This is a genomic window from Alcaligenes pakistanensis, from assembly GCF_014652815.1.
GTDB lineage: Bacteria > Pseudomonadota > Gammaproteobacteria > Burkholderiales > Burkholderiaceae_B > Alcaligenes > Alcaligenes pakistanensis.
Genome location: NZ_BMZN01000004.1, coordinates 332,477 through 352,374, shown reverse-complemented (window position 1 = coordinate 352,374; position 19,898 = coordinate 332,477). Strand labels below are relative to the sequence as shown.

The following is a 19,898-nucleotide window of genomic DNA, read 5'->3' as shown; positions in this document are numbered from 1 at the left end:
TGCCCAGAGCTGCGTAAGCGCATGTTGCAGATGGTGAGAGAACCCCCAATCTGGTTTCCCGTCGTTTTTCTTTATGTTTGAATAAACCGTCCTTGTTTTATCAATAAGGAGGGTCTGTCATGAATGATGTGGATCTGGCTAGCCTGGTTAAGACTATGAGCGAGGCCAAACTGACGCTGGCAACGGCCGAATCATGTACGGCGGGTTTGATTGCCTCTACCCTGGCTGATCAGGAGGGCGCTGCCGCTGTGCTGGATTGTGCTTTTGTGACGTATTCACCGCAGGCCAAGTACCGCTGCCTGGGCGTGGAGCAAAGGGTGCTGGCGGAAAATAATTTATGCAGTGAGGCCGTAGCCAGGGCAATGGCCAAGGGGGCAGCCGAACTGACTCCAGCCAATCTGATCATTGCGAATACAGGCGTAGCCGATGATATTGCCGAGCCGCAAATTCCGGCCGGAACACAATGTTTTGCCTGGCTGTTCAAGCCGCAAGATAGGTTCGATCCCTTGGTAATCTATACCGAAACCATTGTGTTTGCGGGTACCCGTGAGCAGATTCGTCAACAAAGTGCGCACTACGCTTTAGGTCGGATCGAGCATTGGCTGCGCCTGGCCAAACAAGAACGCCAGGGCGTGAACCCTGGCGTTTGAAACGGCTAACTAGCGGGATAGACTCAACCTGTACAGGTTGAGTTCTCCAGATACGAGCGCCAGACGCGTGGCAGGATGCCGCCATGACGCCAGTACTCCATGTCCTCGACCGTATCCAGGCGCACAATCACAGGCACAGACTGTGTGCTGCCATCCAGACGTTGGATGATCAGCTCGGCTTGGGAGCGTACGCCTAGGTTTTCTTCCAGACCATTCACTCCAAAGGTTTCTGTACCATCCAGGCCCAACGTGTCGGCATTGGTGCCGTCCTGGAATTGCAGGGGCAGTACACCCATGCCCACCAGATTGGTGCGGTGAATGCGCTCAAAGCCTTCGGCAACTACCGCTTTCACGCCCAGCAGAGCCGGGCCTTTGGCGGCCGAGTCACGCGAGGAGCCGCAACCGTAGTTCTTGCCGGCAATCACCAGCAAGGGAACCTGTCGTTCCTGATAAACCTGGGCCGCTTCAAAAATACGCATCACTTCGCCTTCAGGCATCACTTTGGTGACACCGCCTTCCACGCCGGGAACAATCTTGTTGCGCAGACGGATGTTGGCGAAGGTCGCACGTTTGACTACTTCGTGGTTGGCGCGGCGGGTGGTGTAGTTGTTGAAGTCTTTCTGTTCTACACCCTTGGACAGCAGGAAGTCGGCCGCAGGCGTACCCAGGCTGATCGAACCCGATGGCGAGATGTGATCGGTGGTGATGGAGTCACCCAAAATGGCCAGTGGACGCATGCCGCGCAGGTTGGTCACAGGGGCAGGTTCGCGCTGCAAGCCATCAAAGTAAGGCGGTTTACGGATGTAGGTGCTATCGGCTTCCCATGGGTAGTGGCCGCCATTGCTTTCGCGGGCCAGCGCATCCCAAGGTTCGCCGCCGTCGTACAGCTCGGCATAACGTTCGATGAACAGGTCACGCTCGTAAGCGCCGTGGATGGCCGTTTGGACTTCAGCCGATTTGGGCCAGATGTCGCTTAAGTACACATCCTTGCCGTCCTGATCCTGGCCCAGCGAGTCCCGGGTCAGGTCCACATTCAGGTTACCTGCCAAGGCGTAGGCCACGACCAGAGCCGGGGAGGCCAGGTAAGCCGCACGTACGTTGGCGTGGATACGGCCTTCAAAGTTGCGGTTGCCCGACAAGACGGCGGTGGCAATCAGTTTTTCCGACTCGATCGCGTTGACGATATTGGCAGGCAAGGGGCCCGAACCACCATTACATGTGGTGCAACCAAAACCGGCGATGTTGAAACCCAATACGTCCAGATCGTCTTGCAGTTGGGCGCGTTCCAGCACGTCAGCGGTTACCTGGCTGCCCGGCACCAGCGAAGTCTTGACCCAAGGCTTGCTGCGCAGGCCACGAGCCACGGCATTCCGCGCCAGCAGACCAGCAGCCATCATATTGGCGGGGTTAGCGGTGTTGGTACAGGAAGTAATGGCGGCAATAACAACGTCGCCATCATTCAGCACAAAGTCTTCGCCTTCCACGGGTACGGCACGTTGCGGGTCGTAGGGACGGCCAGCAATTTTTTGATGATGAGCAGGGAAGGATTGGGCAGCAGTATCCAGATCCAGATGGTCTTCAGGATTGCTGGGGCCGGCCAGACTTGGCTTGATGCTGCTCAGATCCAGCTTCAGCACCGTGTCGTACACCGGCGCGGGAGCAGCAGGGTCGCGCCACAGCTTTTGAACCTTGCTGTATTGCTCGACCAGATCAATTTGCTCTTGCGGACGGCCTGTCATGTGCATGTAGTGCAGGGCAGCATCGTCAATGGGGAAGAACACGGCAGTGGCGCCGTACTCGGGGGCCATATTGGCAATCATGCCGCGGTCGCCCAGGGACAGCTCGTCCACGCTGGGGCCGAAGAACTCTACAAACTTGCCGACCACACCCATTTCGCGCAGTTTTTGGGTAATGACCAAGACCAAGTCAGTTGGCAGCACGCCGTCATTCATCTTGCCGGTCAGCTCGATACCGACCACGGCAGGCAGGGCGATGGCGACGGGCAGGCCCACCATCACCGCTTCGGCTTCAATACCGCCTACACCCCAGCCCAGAATGCCCAGGCCGTTCACCATCGGTGTGTGGCTGTCGGTGCCCACACAGCTGTCGGGGTAGATCAGGTCCACGTCCTTGCCTTCTTCGGTCCAGACCACCTGACCAATATGCTCAATGTGCAATTGGTGCATGATACCTTTGCCGGGCGGCACAACTTTCACGCCGTCAAAGTTGCTGGAACACCAGCGTAAGAAGGCAAAACGTTCGCCATTACGTTGGTATTCGCGCGCCAGGTTAACGTCGGCGGCTTTCGGGTTGGCCCAGCTGTCCACCTGCAAAGAGTGGTCAATAATCACGTCGATAGGCACTTGTGGGCGCACACGGCTAGCGTCACCACCGGCGGCTTGTACGCCTTCACGCAGGGCGGCCATGTCCAGCAGCATCACCAGACCCAGAATGTCCTGACCAAAAACGCGGGCAGGATAAAAGGTAATGCCGTCGCCCACCTTACGCTGAAGCAGGGAATCAATTTCCTGATCCACATCAGCGTGACGCACGGCCTTTTGACGACAGAGGTTTTCCAGCAGAACACGCAGCGAATACGGCAGGGTTTCAAGACCGGGTATGTCTGCGATAGGAACGTAACGCATGGAACGTCCGTTCAGGGAGAGCGTTTCTAGGGCAAGAGACTGAGACATGGCAAACGATTCATCCGTAATAAAGAAGCTGGGAAGGGGGCGCCGACCTTAGCGAGAATAATCAATAAAATTATGCGTCTGGAGCCTTGATAAAACAATTGAATTGTATTTTGTTTGTATATAATACAATAAAACGATCCAAGATCGCTTCGATTTTTAGGAATGTCGGCATGAAAAGCCAATCCAATTCTTTGCATGTCACCCTGGCGCATCGCCTGCTGGATTACGTGCGAGCAGGGCATTTGCAGGCCGGGCATCATTTGACGGAACAATCGCTGGCCCAAGCGCTGGGCGCTTCGCGCTCGCCCATACGGGGTGCGTTGGCGTATCTGGCAGAAAAAGGCATTGTGGGTGCGCAGCCACCTCGGCGTGGTCTGTTCCTGCTGAAGGGGGCTGATCAGTTAGGGGTTATTGAAGAAGAACTGGGCACCAGCCAGGACGATCAGATTTATCTGCAACTGGCGCGCGACAAGCTTTCTGGCATTTGGGGTGACACCTTGTCGGAAAACGACGCCATGCGTCGTTACGGTTTGACGCGAGAGCGTGTGCGCCGCGTCCTGGCTCGTGCGGCCAATGAAGGCTGGATGGAGCAACGTGCCAGCAAAGGCTGGTCTTTTCTGCCCATGATTGATGGCCCCCAGGCCTGCGAAGAAAGCTATACCTTGCGCCAGATGCTGGAACCGGCTGCCATGTTGCTGCCCGATTTCGCGATTGATTCCACCGTCTTGCGTCGTGTGCGCTTGCAACAACAAGCCTTGGCCGACGGAGGCTGGCGTCACGCCGGGCACGCCGAGATGTATCAGGCTAATGCCACTTTCCATGAAGCCTTGGCCTCTTTGTCGGGCAACCGTTTTATTGCCCAGACGGTCACGCGCCAGAACCAGCTGCGGCGCTTGCTGGAATATCAGGAAACCCTGGATCGGGAACGTATCCGTCGCCAATGTCTGGAGCATCTGGCGATTCTGGATTTACTGGAAAAAGGTGAGCGCGCCCAGGCTTCTGCGCTACTGGCCCGCCATTTGGGCAATGCCAGCGAGGAAAAAGTGCAGCAATTGCAGCGACAACAGCAAAGTACACCCCGATTCAAACCTCTTAGTGAACCGATTGTCTCTCACGCCGACCCCATGGAGGAGACGGCGCAGTTTTCTTTAATGGCGCAAGCCAAGAACCAGGAATAATGTGATGAAACAAAAATCTCTTCCCGCCGTGTTCATGCGTGGTGGCACCAGTAAAGCCTTGATGCTGAATATTGCGGACCTACCGGCTGAACGGGATGATTGGACGCCCTTGTTTTCGGCGGCTATGGGTACGCCGGATCCCTATGGTCGCCAACTGGACGGTATGGGTGGTGGTGTTTCGTCCTTGTCCAAGGTTTGTATTATCGGCCCGTCCAGCCATCCGGACGCCGATGTGGATTACACCTTTGCACAGGTCGCCATCAAAGAAGAGAAGGTGGACTACCGCGGTAACTGCGGCAATATGAGCTCGGCCGTGGGCCCCTATGCGGTGGAACAGGGCCTGGTCCAGGTGAAGGACGGCGACGCTTGTGTGCGCATTCTGAACACCAATACCAACAAAATCATTCATGCCCACTTCACGGTGGAAGACGGCCAGCCTCGTTATGACGGCGATCTGTCTATTCCTGGTGTGGGTGGTACGGGTTCGCCTATTCGTCTGGATTTTGTGGAACCCGGTGGTGCCTCCACAGGCTCCTTATTACCCAGCGGTGAATTGAGCGAGTGGCTGGACGTGCCCGGTGTAGGCCGCATTGAAGTGTCTTTGGTGGATGCCGCTAACGCCGCTGTGTTTGTACGCGCTGCCGACGTGGGTCTGACGGGTCTGGAGCTGCCTGACTGGCTGGAAGCCCACTCCGAAGTGTTGGAGCGTCTGGACGCGATTCGGGTTCAAGCCTCGGTACGCATGGGCATTGCTCCTGATGTGGAAGCAGCCCGTCAGATTCGTATCGTGCCTTTTGTGTGCATCGTGTCCCCCGCACAGGACAACCCTACTTTGTCGGGTGATGTGGTCCCTGCCAAGGATATTGATCTGGTCGCTCGTGTTATCTCCAACGGCCAACCACATCGCGCCTTGCCGCTGACTATCTCGCTGTGTACGGCGGTGGCCGCTCGTTTGACTGGCAGCCTGCCTTCCCAGTGTTTGTCGGACTCGGTCGCCCCCCAAGGGCCACTGCGTTTGGGCATGCCGTCTGGCGTGCTGACCGTAGGCGCGGAAGTGGAAAAGAAGGATGGCCGATGGTTTGCCAAAGCCGGTTCTTTCTACCGCACGGCTCGTCGCTTGTTTGATGGCCGTTTGTGGGTTCCTGGCAAGGCCTTGAAGGATTAATCCATGATTCGCAAGTCCTGCGAGGGCAGTCGCCCGAAGCGGGACTTGTAGTCTGCACAGAAGCGGCCGAAATGGTTGAACCCGCAGCGCAAGGCAATCTCGCTGACTTGGGTGCCGGGCACGGCGTGGCGAATCGCCTGCTGGGCCGCTTCCAAACGAATCTGCTTTAAAAGCTGCATGGGGCTTAGCCCCCGTTCCGTGCGGAACGCCAAGGTCAGACTGCGTACGCTGGCACAGGCCGCGGTAGCAATCTGCTCCAAGGTCAGGGCCTCGTCCAGATGGGCCCGCATGAAATCCTCAGCTCTTTGTACCCGACGTGAGTGCGCTGGGCGCACGCTTTGTTGCAACTGCTGGCTGTAATTGCCCGGTTGGGTATGAAACAGATGCAGCAACAAATTATCTTCGGCCTGACGCGACCACTGATCCATTTCAGGCGGCAAGTGGGCGCCATAGGCCAGCAAACTGCCGATCTGGTGCTGCCAGGCACAGCCATGCGGCGAATCCAGAGGCATGGCGGCCGCAAATTCAATCGGCCGATCCAGTGTCAGCCCCAAGGTCTGACGGCCCACTTCTTCCAGCCTGTGGCGCGGAATCTTCACTAAAAACTGTTCACAGCCCTGTTCCCAATCCAGTTCTACCTGAAGGGAAGGGGAGATTACGCTGGCAATTTTTGGGTTGGCCTGAACGTACTCCCGACCAACCCGGATACAGGATCGACCCTGTATCGGCACCTGAAACAGCAAGAAATCTTCCAGAATGCCGGGCGACACTTGCACGGCCGCACCATATTTCAGCAAGACAAAAGAAAAGCTGTGGCTGCTGGCGTAGCGCAGGGATGCGTCTACGGGGCCGTCATTCCAGGTCAGACGGTGCTCGGTCAGGACCCCGGCAGTCTCGCTGCGCGTCTGATCGGGGCAGCGCGATTCAAAGCGCGGTGCACTGTGTTGCAAGGGGGCCAGCCCTGACATAAACCACGCTTGCATGATGTGTCTCCAAATTTTTGCCGGTTAGGGATAAGGCTTGCCGTATCTGGATAGCCGCCCGTTCCGAGCCGGTCTAATGTATTTCAAACCTAAAACAGTATCCTGTCCACGGCACCTTAGCAGATTGGGATACGACTGGGAATTGATGTATTCACGTAGTCCCTGGGGCCCGTCTTTTCTGGCCTGCAGGACAAGTGACCATTTAGAGGTGGACACCTGTGAGTTACAGCTTCCAGCGTAGTGGGGGTGGTCCAGAGCAGGCGACAAGTCCAGTTTTTGAGAGACAGAGGACGGAGACAATCATGAAAAAACAATTTGCGTTTTGTATGAGCACGCTGGCGTTGGCCTTGGCCTGTAGCCCCGCGTCCAGTCAGGAAGTGTTCAAGGTCGGTTTGCTGACCACCTTGTCTGGCCCAGGCGCCGCCATTGGCGCAGAAATCCGCGATGGTTTCGAGCTGGGTCTGAATCATTCGGGCGGCAAGCTGGGTGGCGTGGATGTCGCTTTGACTGTGCTGGACGACCAGCAAAAACCGATGGAAGGCCGTCAGGCCGTAGATCGTCTGGTCAAGCGCGACAAGGTTGATGTCATTACCGGCATGGCCTTCTCCAATGTGCTGCTGCCCGTGATGCCGACGATTTTGAACAGCGACACCGTTTACATTTCTGCCAATACCGGCCCGGCTGATTATGCGGGCGAGCGTTGCCACCCCAATTTCTTCAGCGTGTCCTGGCAGAACGAAGACATTCCAGCCGCTATGGGCAAGTACGTGACGGATCAGGCGCACAAGAAAGTCTATTTGATTGCCCCTAACTACCCCGGTGGCCGTGAGTCCATTGAAGGCTTCAAACGCCTGTTCAAGGGCGAGATTGCCGACGAAGTGTATGTAAAGGTCGGTCAGATGGATTACGCCGCCGAGCTGGCACAAATGCGTGCGTCGGGGGCGGATGCGGTGTTCTTCTTCCTGCCCGGTGGCATGGGTGTGTCCTTTATCAAGCAGTTGATCAACTCGGGTCTGTCCTCGCAGTTGGCGGTGTACACCCCCGGTTTCTCAGCCGACCAAGACACCATTGCCGCTATTGGCGAGTCCATGAAGGGCATGGCTAACGCCGCCCAGTGGTCGCCCGATCTGGATAACGCAGTCAACAAGCGTTTTGTGGCGGATTTTGAGAAGACCTACGGCCGTCTGCCTTCCATGTACGCGTCTCAGGGTTACGACGCTGCCCTGTTGCTGGATGGTGCATTGAAAGCCGACCCCAAGGCCGCAACTGACCGCGAAGCCTTGCGTAAGGCCTTGCGCAGCGCGCCGTTCGAGTCCGTGCGCGGAGCCTTTGCCTTTAACAACAACCAGTACCCGGTGCAGACCTACTACATGCGCGAAGTGGCCCCGAATGAAAAGGGTCAGATGAGCAACAAGATCGTGTCCACCGTGTTTGAGCAGTTCCAGGATCATTTTGCACCGCAGTGCAAGATGGAAAAGTCATAAAGAGGATGCGCACAGCATCCGGCAGCAAGGAGGTAATGATGAGCTATAGCAACGAACAGCTGTCCGCACTGGTGCGGGGAGACAGCGTACATAAATCGGTCTATACCGACCCTGAGATCTTCCGTCTGGAGATGGAACGCATTTATGGCCGTGCCTGGATCTACATCGGTCACGATAGCCAGGTACCCAATCCGGGTGACTATCACACCACCTTGCTGGGTGGGCAGGACGTCATCATGGTGCGCGGTAGCGACAAGAAGGTGTACGTGCTCTACAACCGTTGCCCGCACAAGGGGGCGAAAGTGGTGGCTGATGGGTGTGGCAATGCCGGTAAATTCTTCCGTTGCCCTTACCACGCCTGGACGTTCAAGCTGGATGGGCAACACCTGGCTGCCCCCATGAAAAATGGCCTGGAAAATACCTGCTTTGATCCTAAGCACCCGGATTTCTCCATGCGTCGTGTGGCTCGTGTTGAAAGCTACCGTGGCTTTGTGTTCGCCTGTCAAAGCGCTCACGGCCCGGATCTGCATGAGTTTTTGGGCCCCATCATTACCTCTATCGACAATCTGTGCGACCGTTCGCCCGTGGGTGAAGTGGAAGTGGCCGGTGGCAGCTTCAAGGTTTGGCAGCCCTCCAACTGGAAGGTGTTCTACGAGAACCTGCACGACACCATGCATGCCAACGTAACGCATGAATCGTCTTACGTGGCTGCCCGTGAACAGGCAGAAGACTATGGCTCCATGCCGCTGGAACTGCACATCATGGACGGTAATGGCGAGCCCTACGGGTTCTGGGAAAAGCTGGATCTGTACGCTTTTGATAACGGCCACGGCTATATGGAAGGCATCTTCAATCCTGGTGCCATTGAAACCGACCCCATTACCAAGGCGCACTACGAAACGCTGAAAGAAGCCTATGGCGAAGAAAAAGCCCTGAGCGTTCTGGGCGAGAACCGTCACAACAGCATTATTTACGGTAGCGGCTCGCCACACACCGTGTTCCAGCAGTTCCGCGTGATTCGCCCTGTGGCCGTAGACCGCACCCATGTGGAAATCCAGTTGTTCCGCCTGAAAGGCGCACCGGACGATATTTACAAGCGCGGCCTGATGTACGCCAACCTGATCAATTCGCCCTCGTCCAACGTGATGCCGGACGATATCGAAGTCTATGGCCGTTGCCAGGAAGGCAACCAGACCAATGGCGGTGAGTGGATCAGCATGCACCGCTACAACGGGACCGACAAGCCGATCGAAGGCGGCATGGTTGCCACCAACGGCACCAGTGAGTTGCCGATGCGCAATCAGTTCCGTGCCTGGAAGCATTTCATGACCACCAGCTTGTACGACGCGCCTGCACAGAGCGAAGAAAGCGGCAAGGCTACCGTGCGTTCGGCTTCAGGCGAGCCTATCGCCCCAGCCACACACGCTTAAGCGGGCTGCTGTCCGAGCCAAGGAGAATTCTTATGTTGTTTGATATTGATTTTGATGTAAGTGTGGATCAGGTCACGCCCGTGAACCTGAGCCTGGAGGCCATTCGCGAGGTGGAGCAGTTCGTCTACCACGAGGCTCGTCTGCTGGACGAGCGCCGCTGGCAAGAGTGGCTGGATCTGTGGACCGAGGAAGGCATGTACTGGATTCCGCATAGCTACGATCAGGACAGCCCTTACGAGCACATTTCCCTGTGCTGGGAAAACAAGCTGCTGCGTGAGCTGCGTATCCGCCGCCTGGAAAACCACCGCAACTGGTCCCAGCAGCCGATTACCCAGTCGGGCCGCGTGCTGGGCAATCTGATGATCGATGGTACGGACCCTGAAGGTTACTTGGTCGTGCGCTCCAGCTTCCACGCCATGGAATGGCGCGGTAAAGACCCGGTCTACCGTGTAGGCAGCCTGATTCACAAGCTGCAAGCGCAAGAAGGCGGTGGCTGGAAACTGCGCATGAAGCAGGTCAATCTGGTGGATAGGGACGCGGTTCACGGCGCGATTCAGGTGTACATCTAATGTCGGTCGCCCATCACACCGCCTTGCTGGCCCTGCATTATCAAAATGATGTTTTGCATGCTGATGGCCTTATTCGTGTGGGGGTTGAGGCCAATAGCCCCCAACGTCAGGCTCTGATCGAAGCTGCAGGCCGTTTGTTGGCGCAGGCCCGCGCACAGGGCGTGCCTATTGTGCATGTGCGGGTGGGCTACCGGCCTGACTACGCCGATCTGCTGTGCAACGCCCCGATTTTGCACAATGTAAAGCGTATCGGCGCCATGCAGACCGGCAGTTGGGGGGCCCAGTTCTTTGAGGGGCTAGCTCCCTTGCCCAACGAGTTTGAAGTCCATCACACTCGCATCAATGCCTTTTTTGGTTCGGCGCTGGAGCCGGTGGTGCGTTGTCTGGGTGTAGAGCGTCTGGTCATTGCTGGCGTGGCCACCCATTCCGTGGTTGAAAGCACGGTGCGTCATGCGGTGGATATGGGCTATGAAGTGGCTGTGGTGGCCAGCGCCTGCGGCGCACCGCCCGCCACCCATGAGGCCTCCCTGGCAAGCATGAGCCTGATCGCTCATATAGACCGGGACGAAGACTGGGCGACCGTTTTTGGCGCGCCGCAAGCACAGTAGGAGAAGCACATGCAGCAGGACATGAAGGTGAATTTACAGGGTAAGGTCGCCATCGTGACCGGGTCAACACAAGGGCTGGGAGCAGATATCGCCCTGGCTTTGTGCGCGGCCGGTGCGTGGGTGCTGATTGTGGGCCGCAGCCAGGAAGAAGGCCAGCGTACCGAGGCGCGTTTGCAGGCTGTAGGCAAGGCCCAGTTTCTGGCCGCCAATATTTGTGACGATGCGCAGCTGGAGGCCTGTGTGCAGGCGGCTCTGGCACAGACCGGCCGTATTGACATTGTGGTCAATAATGCCTGTTCTTACGGGGATGAGGGCTTGGCCTCCAGTCGCGAGCTTTGGCATCAGACGCTGGATGTGAACCTGATCTCCAGCGCGATTCTGGCCCAGAAAGCCACGCCGCATATGGGGCAGGGCGGGGTCATCATCAATATGGGCAGTACGGGCGGTAAATTCGGTGTCGCCGGGCGTGCTTTGTACCCGGCCTCCAAAGCAGCGATCTTGCAGTTCACCAAGAGTCTGGCGGTGGAACTGGCTCCTTCCGGTATCCGCGTGCTGACGGTCTCGCCTGCCTGGACCTGGTCGCCCTCGGTCGAACGTATGAGCGGTGGCTCGCGCGAGCTGGCCAATCAGGTGGGCGCTCAAGTTCATCCTTTAGGGCGTGTGGGCTCGGGCGAGGAAGTGGCCCAAGTGGTGTTGTTTGCTGTGTCGGGTGCAGCGTCCTGGATGACAGGAATTGATCTGCCTGTGGATGGTGGCTTTTCCATTTTGGGGCCCGAACAAGGCAAATCGCCCCGTCACTGGTTTGAACGCTGGCAGGCGCAGTCGTCTGGCTCATAAATAGAAAAGTGCGGTAAAAGATGCTCAGGGCTTGTTAACACCGATGTCTGACTGCGTGTTCACAAGCCCTGACCCCGTTCAGGGCAATTTTAAAAAAGGTGTGGGATGACAGATTCAACAAATAAAAAGTCATATGCCGTCATTGTGGTGGGCAGTGGCATTAACTCCTTGGTGTGTGCGGCGTTGCTGGCGCAAAAGGGCAAGCAAGTCCTGGTGCTGGAGCGTAATGATCGTGCGGGTGGCTGCATCCGTACCGAGGAGCTTTTTCCAGGCTTTACCCACGAACTGCTGTCGTCCTGGTATCCCTTGTTTACTTCCGGCGCTGCCTACGCGCGCCTGAAAGATGATCTGGCGGCGGAAGGTGTCGAGTTTCTGGAAAACGGCTACACCACCGGCGTGGTCGGCAGCGATGGCAAAGGTCTGGCCCTGCGCCATGATGTGGGCGATTCGATTCAGCGCATTAACGGCTTGCAAGCGGGCGATGGCGATGCCTTCGGAGCCATGTGCAGCCAGTTGTTCGAGCGCGATGCCGGACTGACCTTTGGTTTGCTGGGCACTGAGCCTTATAGCCGAGGCTTGTTGGGGTTGCTGTTCTCGCAATGGCGCAAGCGCCGCATGGACGGCATGGTGCAATATGGCCGCGAGTCTCTGGAGTCCTTCCGCCGTTGGGCCGACCGTGAACTGAAAGATGATCGTGTACGCGGCATGATGGCCCCTTGGGTTTTGCACTCGGGCTTGGGGCCAGATGACGCTTGCTCCGCCCTGATTGGTAAGCTGACCTTTGCGGCCGTGGTAGCCGGTGGCATGCCTGTAGTAAAAGGCGGTGGCCAAAATTTAGTGCGTGCCTTATGCGCCATCATTGAGAAAGCCGGTGGCCGTATTCAGCTGAACACCGAAGTCGAAGAAATTGTGCTGGACGGACAAAAAGCTCGTGGTGTGCGTGCCGGTGGCCAAGTCTACGAAGCCAGCCATGTTGTGTGCAACGTCACGCCTCCGCAACTTTACGGACGCCTGCTGCCCGGTGCTCCCGAGCCCGTGCGTGAACAGGCCAATGCCTACCGTTTTGGCCGTGGGGATATGCAGATTCACCTGGCTTTGGACAGCATGCCCAACTGGAGCGACCCGGAGTTGTTGAAAGTGCCTCTGCTGCACCTGTCCGATAGCCTGGAAGACGTTAGCATGAGCGTGGCCCAAGCCAATAACGGTTTGATCCCGGCGAAATTCACCGTGGCAATTGGTCAGCCTTGCTCGTTGGATCCCAGCCGTGCGCCGGAAGGTAAATGGATTCTGTGGATGCAAATGCAGGATATGCCATCCAAATTGCGTGGTGATGCCGCAGGCAAGATCGATGTTCCTGCAGACGGCAAATGGACCGAAGAAGTCAGCAAGGCTGTGGCTGAGCGCATTATTGACCAACTGGAAGGCGTCATGCCCGGTTTGCGTCAACAGATCGTGGGCCAGAAAGTCCTCTCGCCCGCCGATCTGGAATCCATCAACTGCAATCTGGTGGGCGGCGACCCCTACTCGGGCATCTGCTCCCCAGACCAGTTCTTCTGGATGCGCCCCTTTGCGGCCAGCAACGGTGCCCGTTCCCATGCAACACCGTACAAGAACGTCTACCACATCGGCGCGTCTACTCACCCAGGTCCAGGCTTGGCAGGGGCGTCCGGCTTTATGGTGGCGGAGCAGATTCGCTAAGCGTGGCCGCACGCTCGCTTAGGGCATAGTTTTTAAGCTTTGAGAACCGGTTGGGTAAGGTGTTGTACACCGATCCTTGCCGGTTTTTTTATGACTTAAATAAATACAGTGGAAGTGGAATTACTAGTGTTAAGGGACGAGGTGTGATGTTTAGAAAGTGAATGGCCCTGAGTTCAGGGGCGTTTATCTCCTAAAAAAATGCTATCTCGGGAATACGTCATGCGCCAAGCAGACAATAGTTCGGTATTCTGTGCATGTTTTCTGCCGCCCTGCCAGTTTCAAGCGCGGGGCCTTATTATTTAGCCGGAGTTTTTCTTGATGCACGCTTTCCGCCGTTCGCGCTTGTGTGTCTTTTTGTCGTTTTGTCTGCTGGCCATCGTGCTGGCTGCAGGGACTGTGCAAGCGGCGGCCGAGACTTCGGCCTGGACCCCGGCACAGGCTAGTGAGTCCCTGAATGAATTGCGGGACACGCTGCAAACAGTGCAGGGGCGGCTGCAAAAAAATGATGGTTTAGGGGATTCGGATCTGGTGGCTTTGCGCAATCAGCTTTTGCTGGCGCAGGAGCAGGCGCAGGAAATGAGTGTGCGTCTGGAACCGGAGTTGTTGAGTGTGACGGCCCGCTTGAGTCAGTTAGGAGCCGTGGATGATCCGGCAGGGGAGTCCGAAGACATTGCTCGCCAGCGTAGCCAGTTGCAGCAAGCCGCTACCGAGCTGGATGGCATGATCAAGCTAGCGCGTTTGATTGGTGTGGAGACGACTCAAGGCCTGGATCAAGTGTCCAAGCAGCGCCGTGTGATTTTTCAGGCCGAGTTGGGGCGGCAGTCGCAGTCGATTTTGACGCCCCGTTTTTGGCGCAATGTCTCGCGTGACCTGCCTGGTGATTTGGCGCGGGTCGAGCGCATGCGCAAGGACCTGGCGCAACGGATCACGGACTTGCCTGCTTATGTCTTGTGGTCCGCCGCTGCGTTAGCTGCGGTTTTGCTGGGTCTGTCGATGTGGGCGGTGCGGGGGCTGGAGAGCTTCACCATCAACCACACCAAACCTTCGCGTTTGCGGCGCTCGTTTTATGCCAGTGCGCTGATTGTGCTGTATTGCCTGACGCCGGGTTTGTTGGCCTCAGTAGCGGCAGGGCTGTTTTATTGGAATGGCAATCTGACTCCAGACTTGGCCAGCTTTGTGTCCAAGTCGGTCTTTGCCTTGTTTTTAGGTGGTTTTGTGACGGGGATGGGCCGGGTGCTGCTGTCGGCTCAACGCCCCAGCTGGCGCTTGCCTCCAATTCCAAGCAATGTAGCCTTGAAATTGGCGTGGTTACCGATTGCACTGGGCATGATGGTGGCCTTGACCTGGATGTCTCAGCAATTGCTGGGCTTGATCAACGCCACCTTGAGCACCACCCTGTTGGTCAATAGCTTTAATACACTGACCTTGAGCATCTTTATTGCCATTGCCGCCTGGAATTTAAGCCAGGGGCGTGAAAAGACACCCGTGCCAGAAGGTGGTGAAGATCCGCAAAAAACCGCCCCTGTTCAGCAAGGGGCGACGTGGTTGCGTGCTATTCCCATTACCCTGGGTGTGGTTATCGGTCTGGGGATGATTGCATTCTTGCTGGGCTATATCGCCTTAAGCAGCTTGATTGTGCAAGAGGTGCTGTGGCTCAGCCTGGTGATTTGTACCTGCTATGTATTGGTGGCCTTGATTGCTGACATAGGCCAAAGCCTGTTGCTGCAGTTCAAGGAAAAGCGGGCCTCCAATGAATGGACCAGCACGCAACTGCGTGGCAGCAGCCAGATCGTGATTGTGCTGTCTGGGGCGCTGCGTTTGTGCCTGATTATTACGGCGATTACGCTGGTCTTGTTGCCCTTTGGGGAAGATCCCACGCAGTGGCTGCAGCGTCGTCTGGGTTTTCTGGTCAAAGGCTTTTCTTTAGGTCAGGTTCAGCTCAAACCCAGCTCGGTTCTGCTGGCGGTACTAATCCTGGTGCTGGGCATTTTGTTCGTCAAAGCCCTGCAGCGCTGGGTGGCGAATCAACTTTTGCCTGCTACGCGCATCGATCCGGGAATGCGTGTTTCGACGGCCAATCTGTTCAGCTATGTGGGCTACTTCATTGTGGTGGCCACGGCGATTTCTTCTTTGGGAATCGGGCTGGAGCGTATGGCCTGGGTGATTTCCGCCTTGTCGGTAGGTATCGGTTTCGGCTTGCAAGCGGTGGTGCAGAATTTTGTGTCGGGCCTGATTCTGCTCGCCGAACGCCCCATCAAAATTGGGGACTGGGTCAGCCTGAATGGGGTGGAAGGCAATGTGCGCAAGATCAATGCCCGTGCCACGGAAATCGAGATGTTTGATCGCTCGACCCTAATTGTGCCGAACTCCGAGTTCATCACCAAAACCGTGCGTAATGTGACCTTGAGTAATCCTTTGGGTGTGGTGAAGGTTAAGATCAATATGCCTATCGACACAGACGCTAAACGGGTGCGTTCTATCATGCTGGATGTGATGCAGAACTACAGCGATGTGCTGGCTGACCCCGCGCCAGATGTGACGCTGGATGGTTTTGATGCCAATGGTTTGCAGTTTACGGCGACCTGCTACGTGGCCTCGCCTCGCGTTGGCAGCAAGGTGCGCAGCGTATTGATGTTCGATATTTTAGATCGTTTGCGACAGGAAGGTCTGGTGCTGCACCATACGCAAACCATGACGGTGTTGCCCACAACGCCGGTGGCCAGCCAGACCGAGAGCAGTACCCCCTTGTTGAATGATTAAACCTAGATAAAAACAACAGGTAGTCCCCAGGGAGAGAGTGATGATGAAGCCGCTACGACTATGTGTGCAGGTCTTGCTCTTATGTCTGGGTCTGATGGGGGCGGGGGCTCAGGCACAAACACTGTCCGAGGTAGAGCAAGAGCGGCACATGATGCGAGAACTGCAGCAGGCTCAGGATGAAATCCGCCTGATGCAGTATCGCCTGGAAGGTAATCAGGTCTCGATACGGCCCGAGCGCGGTCACGAGCAGGATCTGAAACTGCTGGAAGCCCAGAGTCTGGCCAGCCGGGTCGTGCTGTCGCTGGAACGGCGCAGTCGCTTGCTGCGAGCACGTCTTCAAGAACTGGGCGAGGATGCTGGGGATGAGGCGGATCAGGTCACTCTTCATAACGAGCGCATACAGTTACGGCGGGCCGATGCCGCCTTGCGTGCGGATTTGCGCGTAGCGCGCCTGGTGCAGTTGGAGGCGCAGCAGACTCGCCAGTTACTGCAGGAAGCGACCAAGCGTTACGAACATGGCAAGCGCTGGCAACGCAATCCGTCCTTAGTCTTGCTGGAAAGCGCGCCGGAGTTCAAGGAGGCCTGGCCTACAGACCGAAAAAAGCTGTCGGACTTCGCGCAACAGTGGCGTCAAACGTGGCAGAACGGCAGTTGGCAGGACAGTAATGCGTCCTTGTGGATGGCGGCTGCGGTCCTGATTCTGACGGTCGTTTTGTTCCGCGTCATCCCCGTATGGGTGATTCGCTATTTGCCTGCGGGGCGCCTGCGTCGCTCCAGCCTGACGATTGCCAATTTTCTGTTGTGGTTCGGTGTTAGCTGGATTCTGGTGGATCAGGTGGTCGAACTGTTATTTGACCGGCCAAACCTTCAACCGACGCAATTGGAGCTGCTGGCTTACCTCAAGGCGGCATCTTTGCTTGCTGCCATCGTGCTGGCCTCTATCCGAGGCATTGTGATGCAGCCTCGCGCTTCCTGGCGCCTGATTCCCATTTCGGATCAGACCCGGGGTCGGCTACGTTATTTTGCACCTGCCTTTTTCCTGGTCGCCTTTGTAGACATCACGGACCTTTTTTTTCGTGGCTCTATAGGCGTATCGGACGCTTTTCAGGCCCTGTTGGATGCGATGATCAGTCTGCTGTATTTGGTTTTGTATGGCTATGGTTTGTGGGTGTTGCGGGGTGAGCTGTTTGGTCGAATCGAGCAGCAGGGGCAGGGAGCCGGCAAAGCGGCGCGTGCTTGGGCGCGTCTGGCCTTCAAGGGGGCGGTTGTCCTTTACATGCTGGTTCTGGGTTTGTTCGTCACCGGCTGGCAAGGCCTGTCTGATGATTTGATGTCGCACTTCATCACCATGCCTCTGGTGCTGGGCTTGCTGGCCTATGTGCTTATGGTATGGCTGCAGGACATGTCGGATTCTTTGCTGACGTACTTACATAACCGCAGCCGCGATCCGGACGCCGCGCCGATTCGTGTGCAAAGTCAGTTCATCGTGGTGTTCTTTGCCATTGTCCGCATGACGGTGCTGGGTCTGGCTATCTGGATGGTTAGCGGGGACTGGTTGAACGAACCCAAGCAGTTGCTGGAGTCTGGCCTGGATGTGTCGCGCGATGCCTTGCGTCTGGGAGCGGTGCAGTGGCGTCTGGACTTGTGGTTGATTGCCTTGGGCGTGATGCTGGTGGGCGCAGTGCTGATCCATTTCCTGCGCGCCTGGCTGCGTCAGCATTACATGCCTAACACCACGCTGGAACCGGGTTTGCAAAATGCGATTGTGGGCATGGTGGGTTATATCGCTTACTTTGTCTTGCTGGTGATTTGCCTGTCCATGTTGGGTGTGCCAATTGAGTCAGTGACCTGGATCTTCACGGCCTTGACGGTGGGGCTGGGTTTTGGCTTGCGCGGCATTGTGCAGAACATTGCCTCTGGCCTGATGCTGATGGTGGAACGCCCCGTTAAAGTAGGAGATTGGGTGGAGGTGGAGGGCAGCGAAGGCAATGTGCGCCAGATTCGCCTGCGGGCTACGTATGTAGAACGTTTTGATCGCACCATGCTGATGGTGCCCAACTCACAGATGATGGGGCGACAGGTTCGCAACCTGACCTACACCCCCACATCCATCGGCGCGATTGAGTCCCGCTTCTTGTTTCCATTGGATGTGGATGCAGACTTGATTATGCAGACTTTGCGCGACGCTGTATTGGCCGAGCCGGAAATTCTGGATGAACCAGCGCCTATCTTGTCCTGCGACGGAATTTTTGGCGATGGCTTGGCTTTCAGCACACGTTGTTTTATCAATACCATGCGAGTACAGCGCCGGGTGCGCAGCAATCTGATGCTGGATATCTTGCGCCGTTTGCGTCAGCAAGGCATCAGCTTGCATCCTGCCCAACGCTGGGTACAAGAGGCGATCGACAAGGACAAAGCTCAAGAAGCTGATCTCTAGGGATTTCCCTGTGATTGAAAGCTGAAATATTCATCCGTATAATTTGTTTAGCCACACTAAACAGAAAGGCGCGCTATGCGCATCAGGATGGATGAGACATGAGCAAGAAACAGTCCCCCCAGGACGGGGCCCCCGTATCGCCGTGGCGTGCCGCTAGCGCGGCTGGCCTGGGCACCATGATCGAGTATTACGACTTCCAGCTATATGGCGTCTTGGCCGTTACGCTAAGCGTACTTTTTTTCCAGACAGGCAATGAAAACGCCGCTTTGCTGTCCACGCTGGCCGTGTTTGGCGGTGCTTTTCTGGCTAGGCCATTAGGCGGAATCTTCTTTGGCTGGTTCGGTGACAAGCATGGTCGCACCGCTGCCTTGATGTTCACCATTGTGGGTATCGGGATTGCCAGCGCTTTGATGGGCATGTTGCCCACCTACGCTACCTTGGGCTTGGCTGCTCCCGCTTTATTGTTGCTGTGCCGTTTGCTGCAGGGTTTTTTTGCTGGTGGTGAAATTACTGGCGCAGCAACCTATGTGGCGGAGTGTTCGCCTCCCGGCAAGCGCGGCTTCTTTGGTGCCTTCAACCCAGCAGCGGCGACCTTGGGCTTGTCCTTGGCCACGGGTGTTGCCGGTCTGGTGACGACGCTGGTGGGCAAGGAAGCTATGGTGGATTGGGGCTGGCGCATTCCATTTTTGTTGTCTATCCCCTTGATTATCCTGTGCGTTTGGGCCCGTTCACGGATTGAGGACTCCCCCCGTTTCAAGGAGATGCTCAAGACGCATCGCCCAGAGCACTCGCCCTTGTCACTGATTGTGCGTAACTATCGCCGTCCCTTGCTGCAGGTGATTGCCATTGGCTTTGCCCAGAATGCAGCCGGTTATGTGGGCGTGGTTTACCTGAGCACGCATTTGATTCACACCCTGAAATACGATGGCACTGCCGTGTTCTGGCTGATCTCCCTGGTGACCTTGTGTTCCGCCTTTGTGATGCCTTTTGCCGGCAGTTTGTCAGATCGCTTTGGCCGCAAACCTTTGCTGACGATTGGGTTTCTTGGCTATCTGGTGCTGGTGCCTTTGACCATGTGGGTTGCGTCCTGGGGCAGTTTCCCGCTGGCCGTTATGGCGGTGGCCGTGTCGATTGTGCCTTTTATCGTCGTTCAGGCCGTGGGCTACCCCCTGTACGCCGAATTGTTCCCCACCCGAGTGCGTTATAGCGGCGTGTCGCTGGGCTTTAACGTGGCCACTATTTTGGGTGGTGCGACTGCCCCCTTTGTCGCATCCTGGCTGACGAGCCTGACCGGTTCCAGCATGGCTCCGGCCTTCTATGTGATGGCAGCGGCCCTGGTCGGGATTGTGGCCTTGAGCACAGTGCAGGAAACCTCTGGCCGTCAGTTGGCCGATTGATTTTCAAGG

14 protein-coding genes are annotated in these 19,898 nt (G+C 56.7%); 12 read left to right on the top strand and 2 right to left on the bottom strand.

Features of this window, described 5'->3' with window-relative positions; genetic code table 11:
* Positions 1-119: 119 nt before the first annotated feature.
* A complete protein-coding gene (locus IE156_RS14480) occupies positions 120-650 on the top strand; it encodes a CinA family protein (RefSeq protein ID WP_189393255.1) in 531 nt (176 codons plus the stop codon).
* A 23-nt stretch (positions 651-673) separates the two neighbouring features.
* Here IE156_RS14480 and acnA read toward each other — a convergent pair whose 3' ends face one another.
* Complete coding sequence (gene acnA / locus IE156_RS14475; RefSeq protein ID WP_189393254.1) at positions 674-3,343, bottom strand: aconitate hydratase AcnA; 2,670 nt, start codon at positions 3,341-3,343, stop codon at positions 674-676.
* A 170-nt stretch (positions 3,344-3,513) separates the two neighbouring features.
* Between acnA and IE156_RS14470 the strand changes: the two genes are divergently transcribed.
* Positions 3,514-4,521 (top strand): GntR family transcriptional regulator, encoded by a 1,008-nt coding sequence (locus IE156_RS14470; RefSeq protein ID WP_189393253.1) that lies wholly within the window; start codon positions 3,514-3,516, stop codon positions 4,519-4,521.
* A gap of 4 nt (positions 4,522-4,525) precedes the next feature.
* On the top strand, positions 4,526-5,686 hold the full coding sequence (locus tag IE156_RS14465; RefSeq protein ID WP_189393252.1) for a 2-methylaconitate cis-trans isomerase PrpF family protein: 1,161 nt from the start codon (positions 4,526-4,528) through the stop codon (positions 5,684-5,686).
* Here the strand turns inward: IE156_RS14465 and IE156_RS14460 are convergent.
* Positions 5,683-6,669, bottom strand: a complete 987-nt coding sequence (locus IE156_RS14460) for an AraC-like ligand-binding domain-containing protein (protein WP_189393251.1) — start codon at positions 6,667-6,669, stop codon at positions 5,683-5,685. The genes IE156_RS14465 and IE156_RS14460 overlap by 4 nt on opposite strands.
* A 302-nt stretch (positions 6,670-6,971) precedes the next feature.
* Here IE156_RS14460 and IE156_RS14455 point away from each other — a divergent pair, with 302 nt between their 5' ends.
* From IE156_RS14455 to IE156_RS14415, 9 genes are all read left to right on the top strand, one after another.
* Positions 6,972-8,153, top strand: coding sequence for an ABC transporter substrate-binding protein (locus IE156_RS14455; protein ID WP_189393250.1), 1,182 nt, complete (start codon positions 6,972-6,974; stop codon positions 8,151-8,153).
* A 38-nt stretch (positions 8,154-8,191) separates the two neighbouring features.
* On the top strand, positions 8,192-9,583 hold the full coding sequence (locus IE156_RS14450; RefSeq protein ID WP_189393249.1) for an aromatic ring-hydroxylating dioxygenase subunit alpha: 1,392 nt from the start codon (positions 8,192-8,194) through the stop codon (positions 9,581-9,583).
* 32 nt (positions 9,584-9,615) lie between these two features.
* Positions 9,616-10,152, top strand: coding sequence for an aromatic-ring-hydroxylating dioxygenase subunit beta (locus IE156_RS14445; protein ID WP_189393248.1), 537 nt, complete (start codon positions 9,616-9,618; stop codon positions 10,150-10,152).
* Positions 10,152-10,760, top strand: coding sequence for a cysteine hydrolase family protein (locus IE156_RS14440; RefSeq protein WP_189393247.1), 609 nt, complete (start codon positions 10,152-10,154; stop codon positions 10,758-10,760). Before IE156_RS14445 ends, IE156_RS14440 begins: the two co-directional genes overlap by 1 nt.
* A gap of 9 nt (positions 10,761-10,769) precedes the next feature.
* A complete protein-coding gene (locus tag IE156_RS14435; protein WP_189393246.1) occupies positions 10,770-11,597 on the top strand; it encodes an SDR family oxidoreductase in 828 nt (275 codons plus the stop codon).
* A 105-nt stretch (positions 11,598-11,702) separates the two neighbouring features.
* Entirely contained in the window at positions 11,703-13,295 is a 1,593-nt protein-coding gene (locus IE156_RS14430) for a phytoene desaturase family protein (RefSeq protein WP_189393245.1), read from the top strand.
* A 318-nt stretch (positions 13,296-13,613) separates the two neighbouring features.
* On the top strand, positions 13,614-16,055 hold the full coding sequence (locus IE156_RS14425) for a DUF3772 domain-containing protein (RefSeq protein WP_229841405.1): 2,442 nt from the start codon (positions 13,614-13,616) through the stop codon (positions 16,053-16,055).
* 40 nt (positions 16,056-16,095) lie between these two features.
* Entirely contained in the window at positions 16,096-18,492 is a 2,397-nt protein-coding gene (locus IE156_RS14420) for a mechanosensitive ion channel family protein (RefSeq protein WP_189393243.1), read from the top strand.
* 98 nt (positions 18,493-18,590) lie between these two features.
* Complete coding sequence (locus tag IE156_RS14415) at positions 18,591-19,889, top strand: MFS transporter (RefSeq protein ID WP_189393242.1); 1,299 nt, start codon at positions 18,591-18,593, stop codon at positions 19,887-19,889.
* Positions 19,890-19,898 lie beyond the last annotated feature (9 nt).

Bases quoted from the DNA above. Each gene is read 5' to 3' on its own strand.
- IE156_RS14415 (WP_189393242.1), top strand. From the start codon at position 18,591: ATGAGCAAGAAACAGTCCCCCCAGGACGGGGCCCCCGTATCGCCGTGG.
- IE156_RS14470 (WP_189393253.1), top strand. From the start codon at position 3,514: ATGAAAAGCCAATCCAATTCTTTGCATGTCACCCTGGCGCATCGCCTG.
- IE156_RS14420 (WP_189393243.1), top strand. From the start codon at position 16,096: ATGATGAAGCCGCTACGACTATGTGTGCAGGTCTTGCTCTTATGTCTG.
- IE156_RS14435 (WP_189393246.1), top strand. From the start codon at position 10,770: ATGCAGCAGGACATGAAGGTGAATTTACAGGGTAAGGTCGCCATCGTG.
- IE156_RS14460 (WP_189393251.1), bottom strand. From the start codon at position 6,669: ATGCAAGCGTGGTTTATGTCAGGGCTGGCCCCCTTGCAACACAGTGCA.
- IE156_RS14465 (WP_189393252.1), top strand. From the start codon at position 4,526: ATGAAACAAAAATCTCTTCCCGCCGTGTTCATGCGTGGTGGCACCAGT.
- IE156_RS14455 (WP_189393250.1), top strand. From the start codon at position 6,972: ATGAAAAAACAATTTGCGTTTTGTATGAGCACGCTGGCGTTGGCCTTG.
- acnA (WP_189393254.1), bottom strand. From the start codon at position 3,343: ATGTCTCAGTCTCTTGCCCTAGAAACGCTCTCCCTGAACGGACGTTCC.
- IE156_RS14450 (WP_189393249.1), top strand. From the start codon at position 8,192: ATGAGCTATAGCAACGAACAGCTGTCCGCACTGGTGCGGGGAGACAGC.
- IE156_RS14425 (WP_229841405.1), top strand. From the start codon at position 13,614: ATGCACGCTTTCCGCCGTTCGCGCTTGTGTGTCTTTTTGTCGTTTTGT.
- IE156_RS14480 (WP_189393255.1), top strand. From the start codon at position 120: ATGAATGATGTGGATCTGGCTAGCCTGGTTAAGACTATGAGCGAGGCC.
- IE156_RS14430 (WP_189393245.1), top strand. From the start codon at position 11,703: ATGACAGATTCAACAAATAAAAAGTCATATGCCGTCATTGTGGTGGGC.
- IE156_RS14445 (WP_189393248.1), top strand. From the start codon at position 9,616: ATGTTGTTTGATATTGATTTTGATGTAAGTGTGGATCAGGTCACGCCC.
- IE156_RS14440 (WP_189393247.1), top strand. From the start codon at position 10,152: ATGTCGGTCGCCCATCACACCGCCTTGCTGGCCCTGCATTATCAAAAT.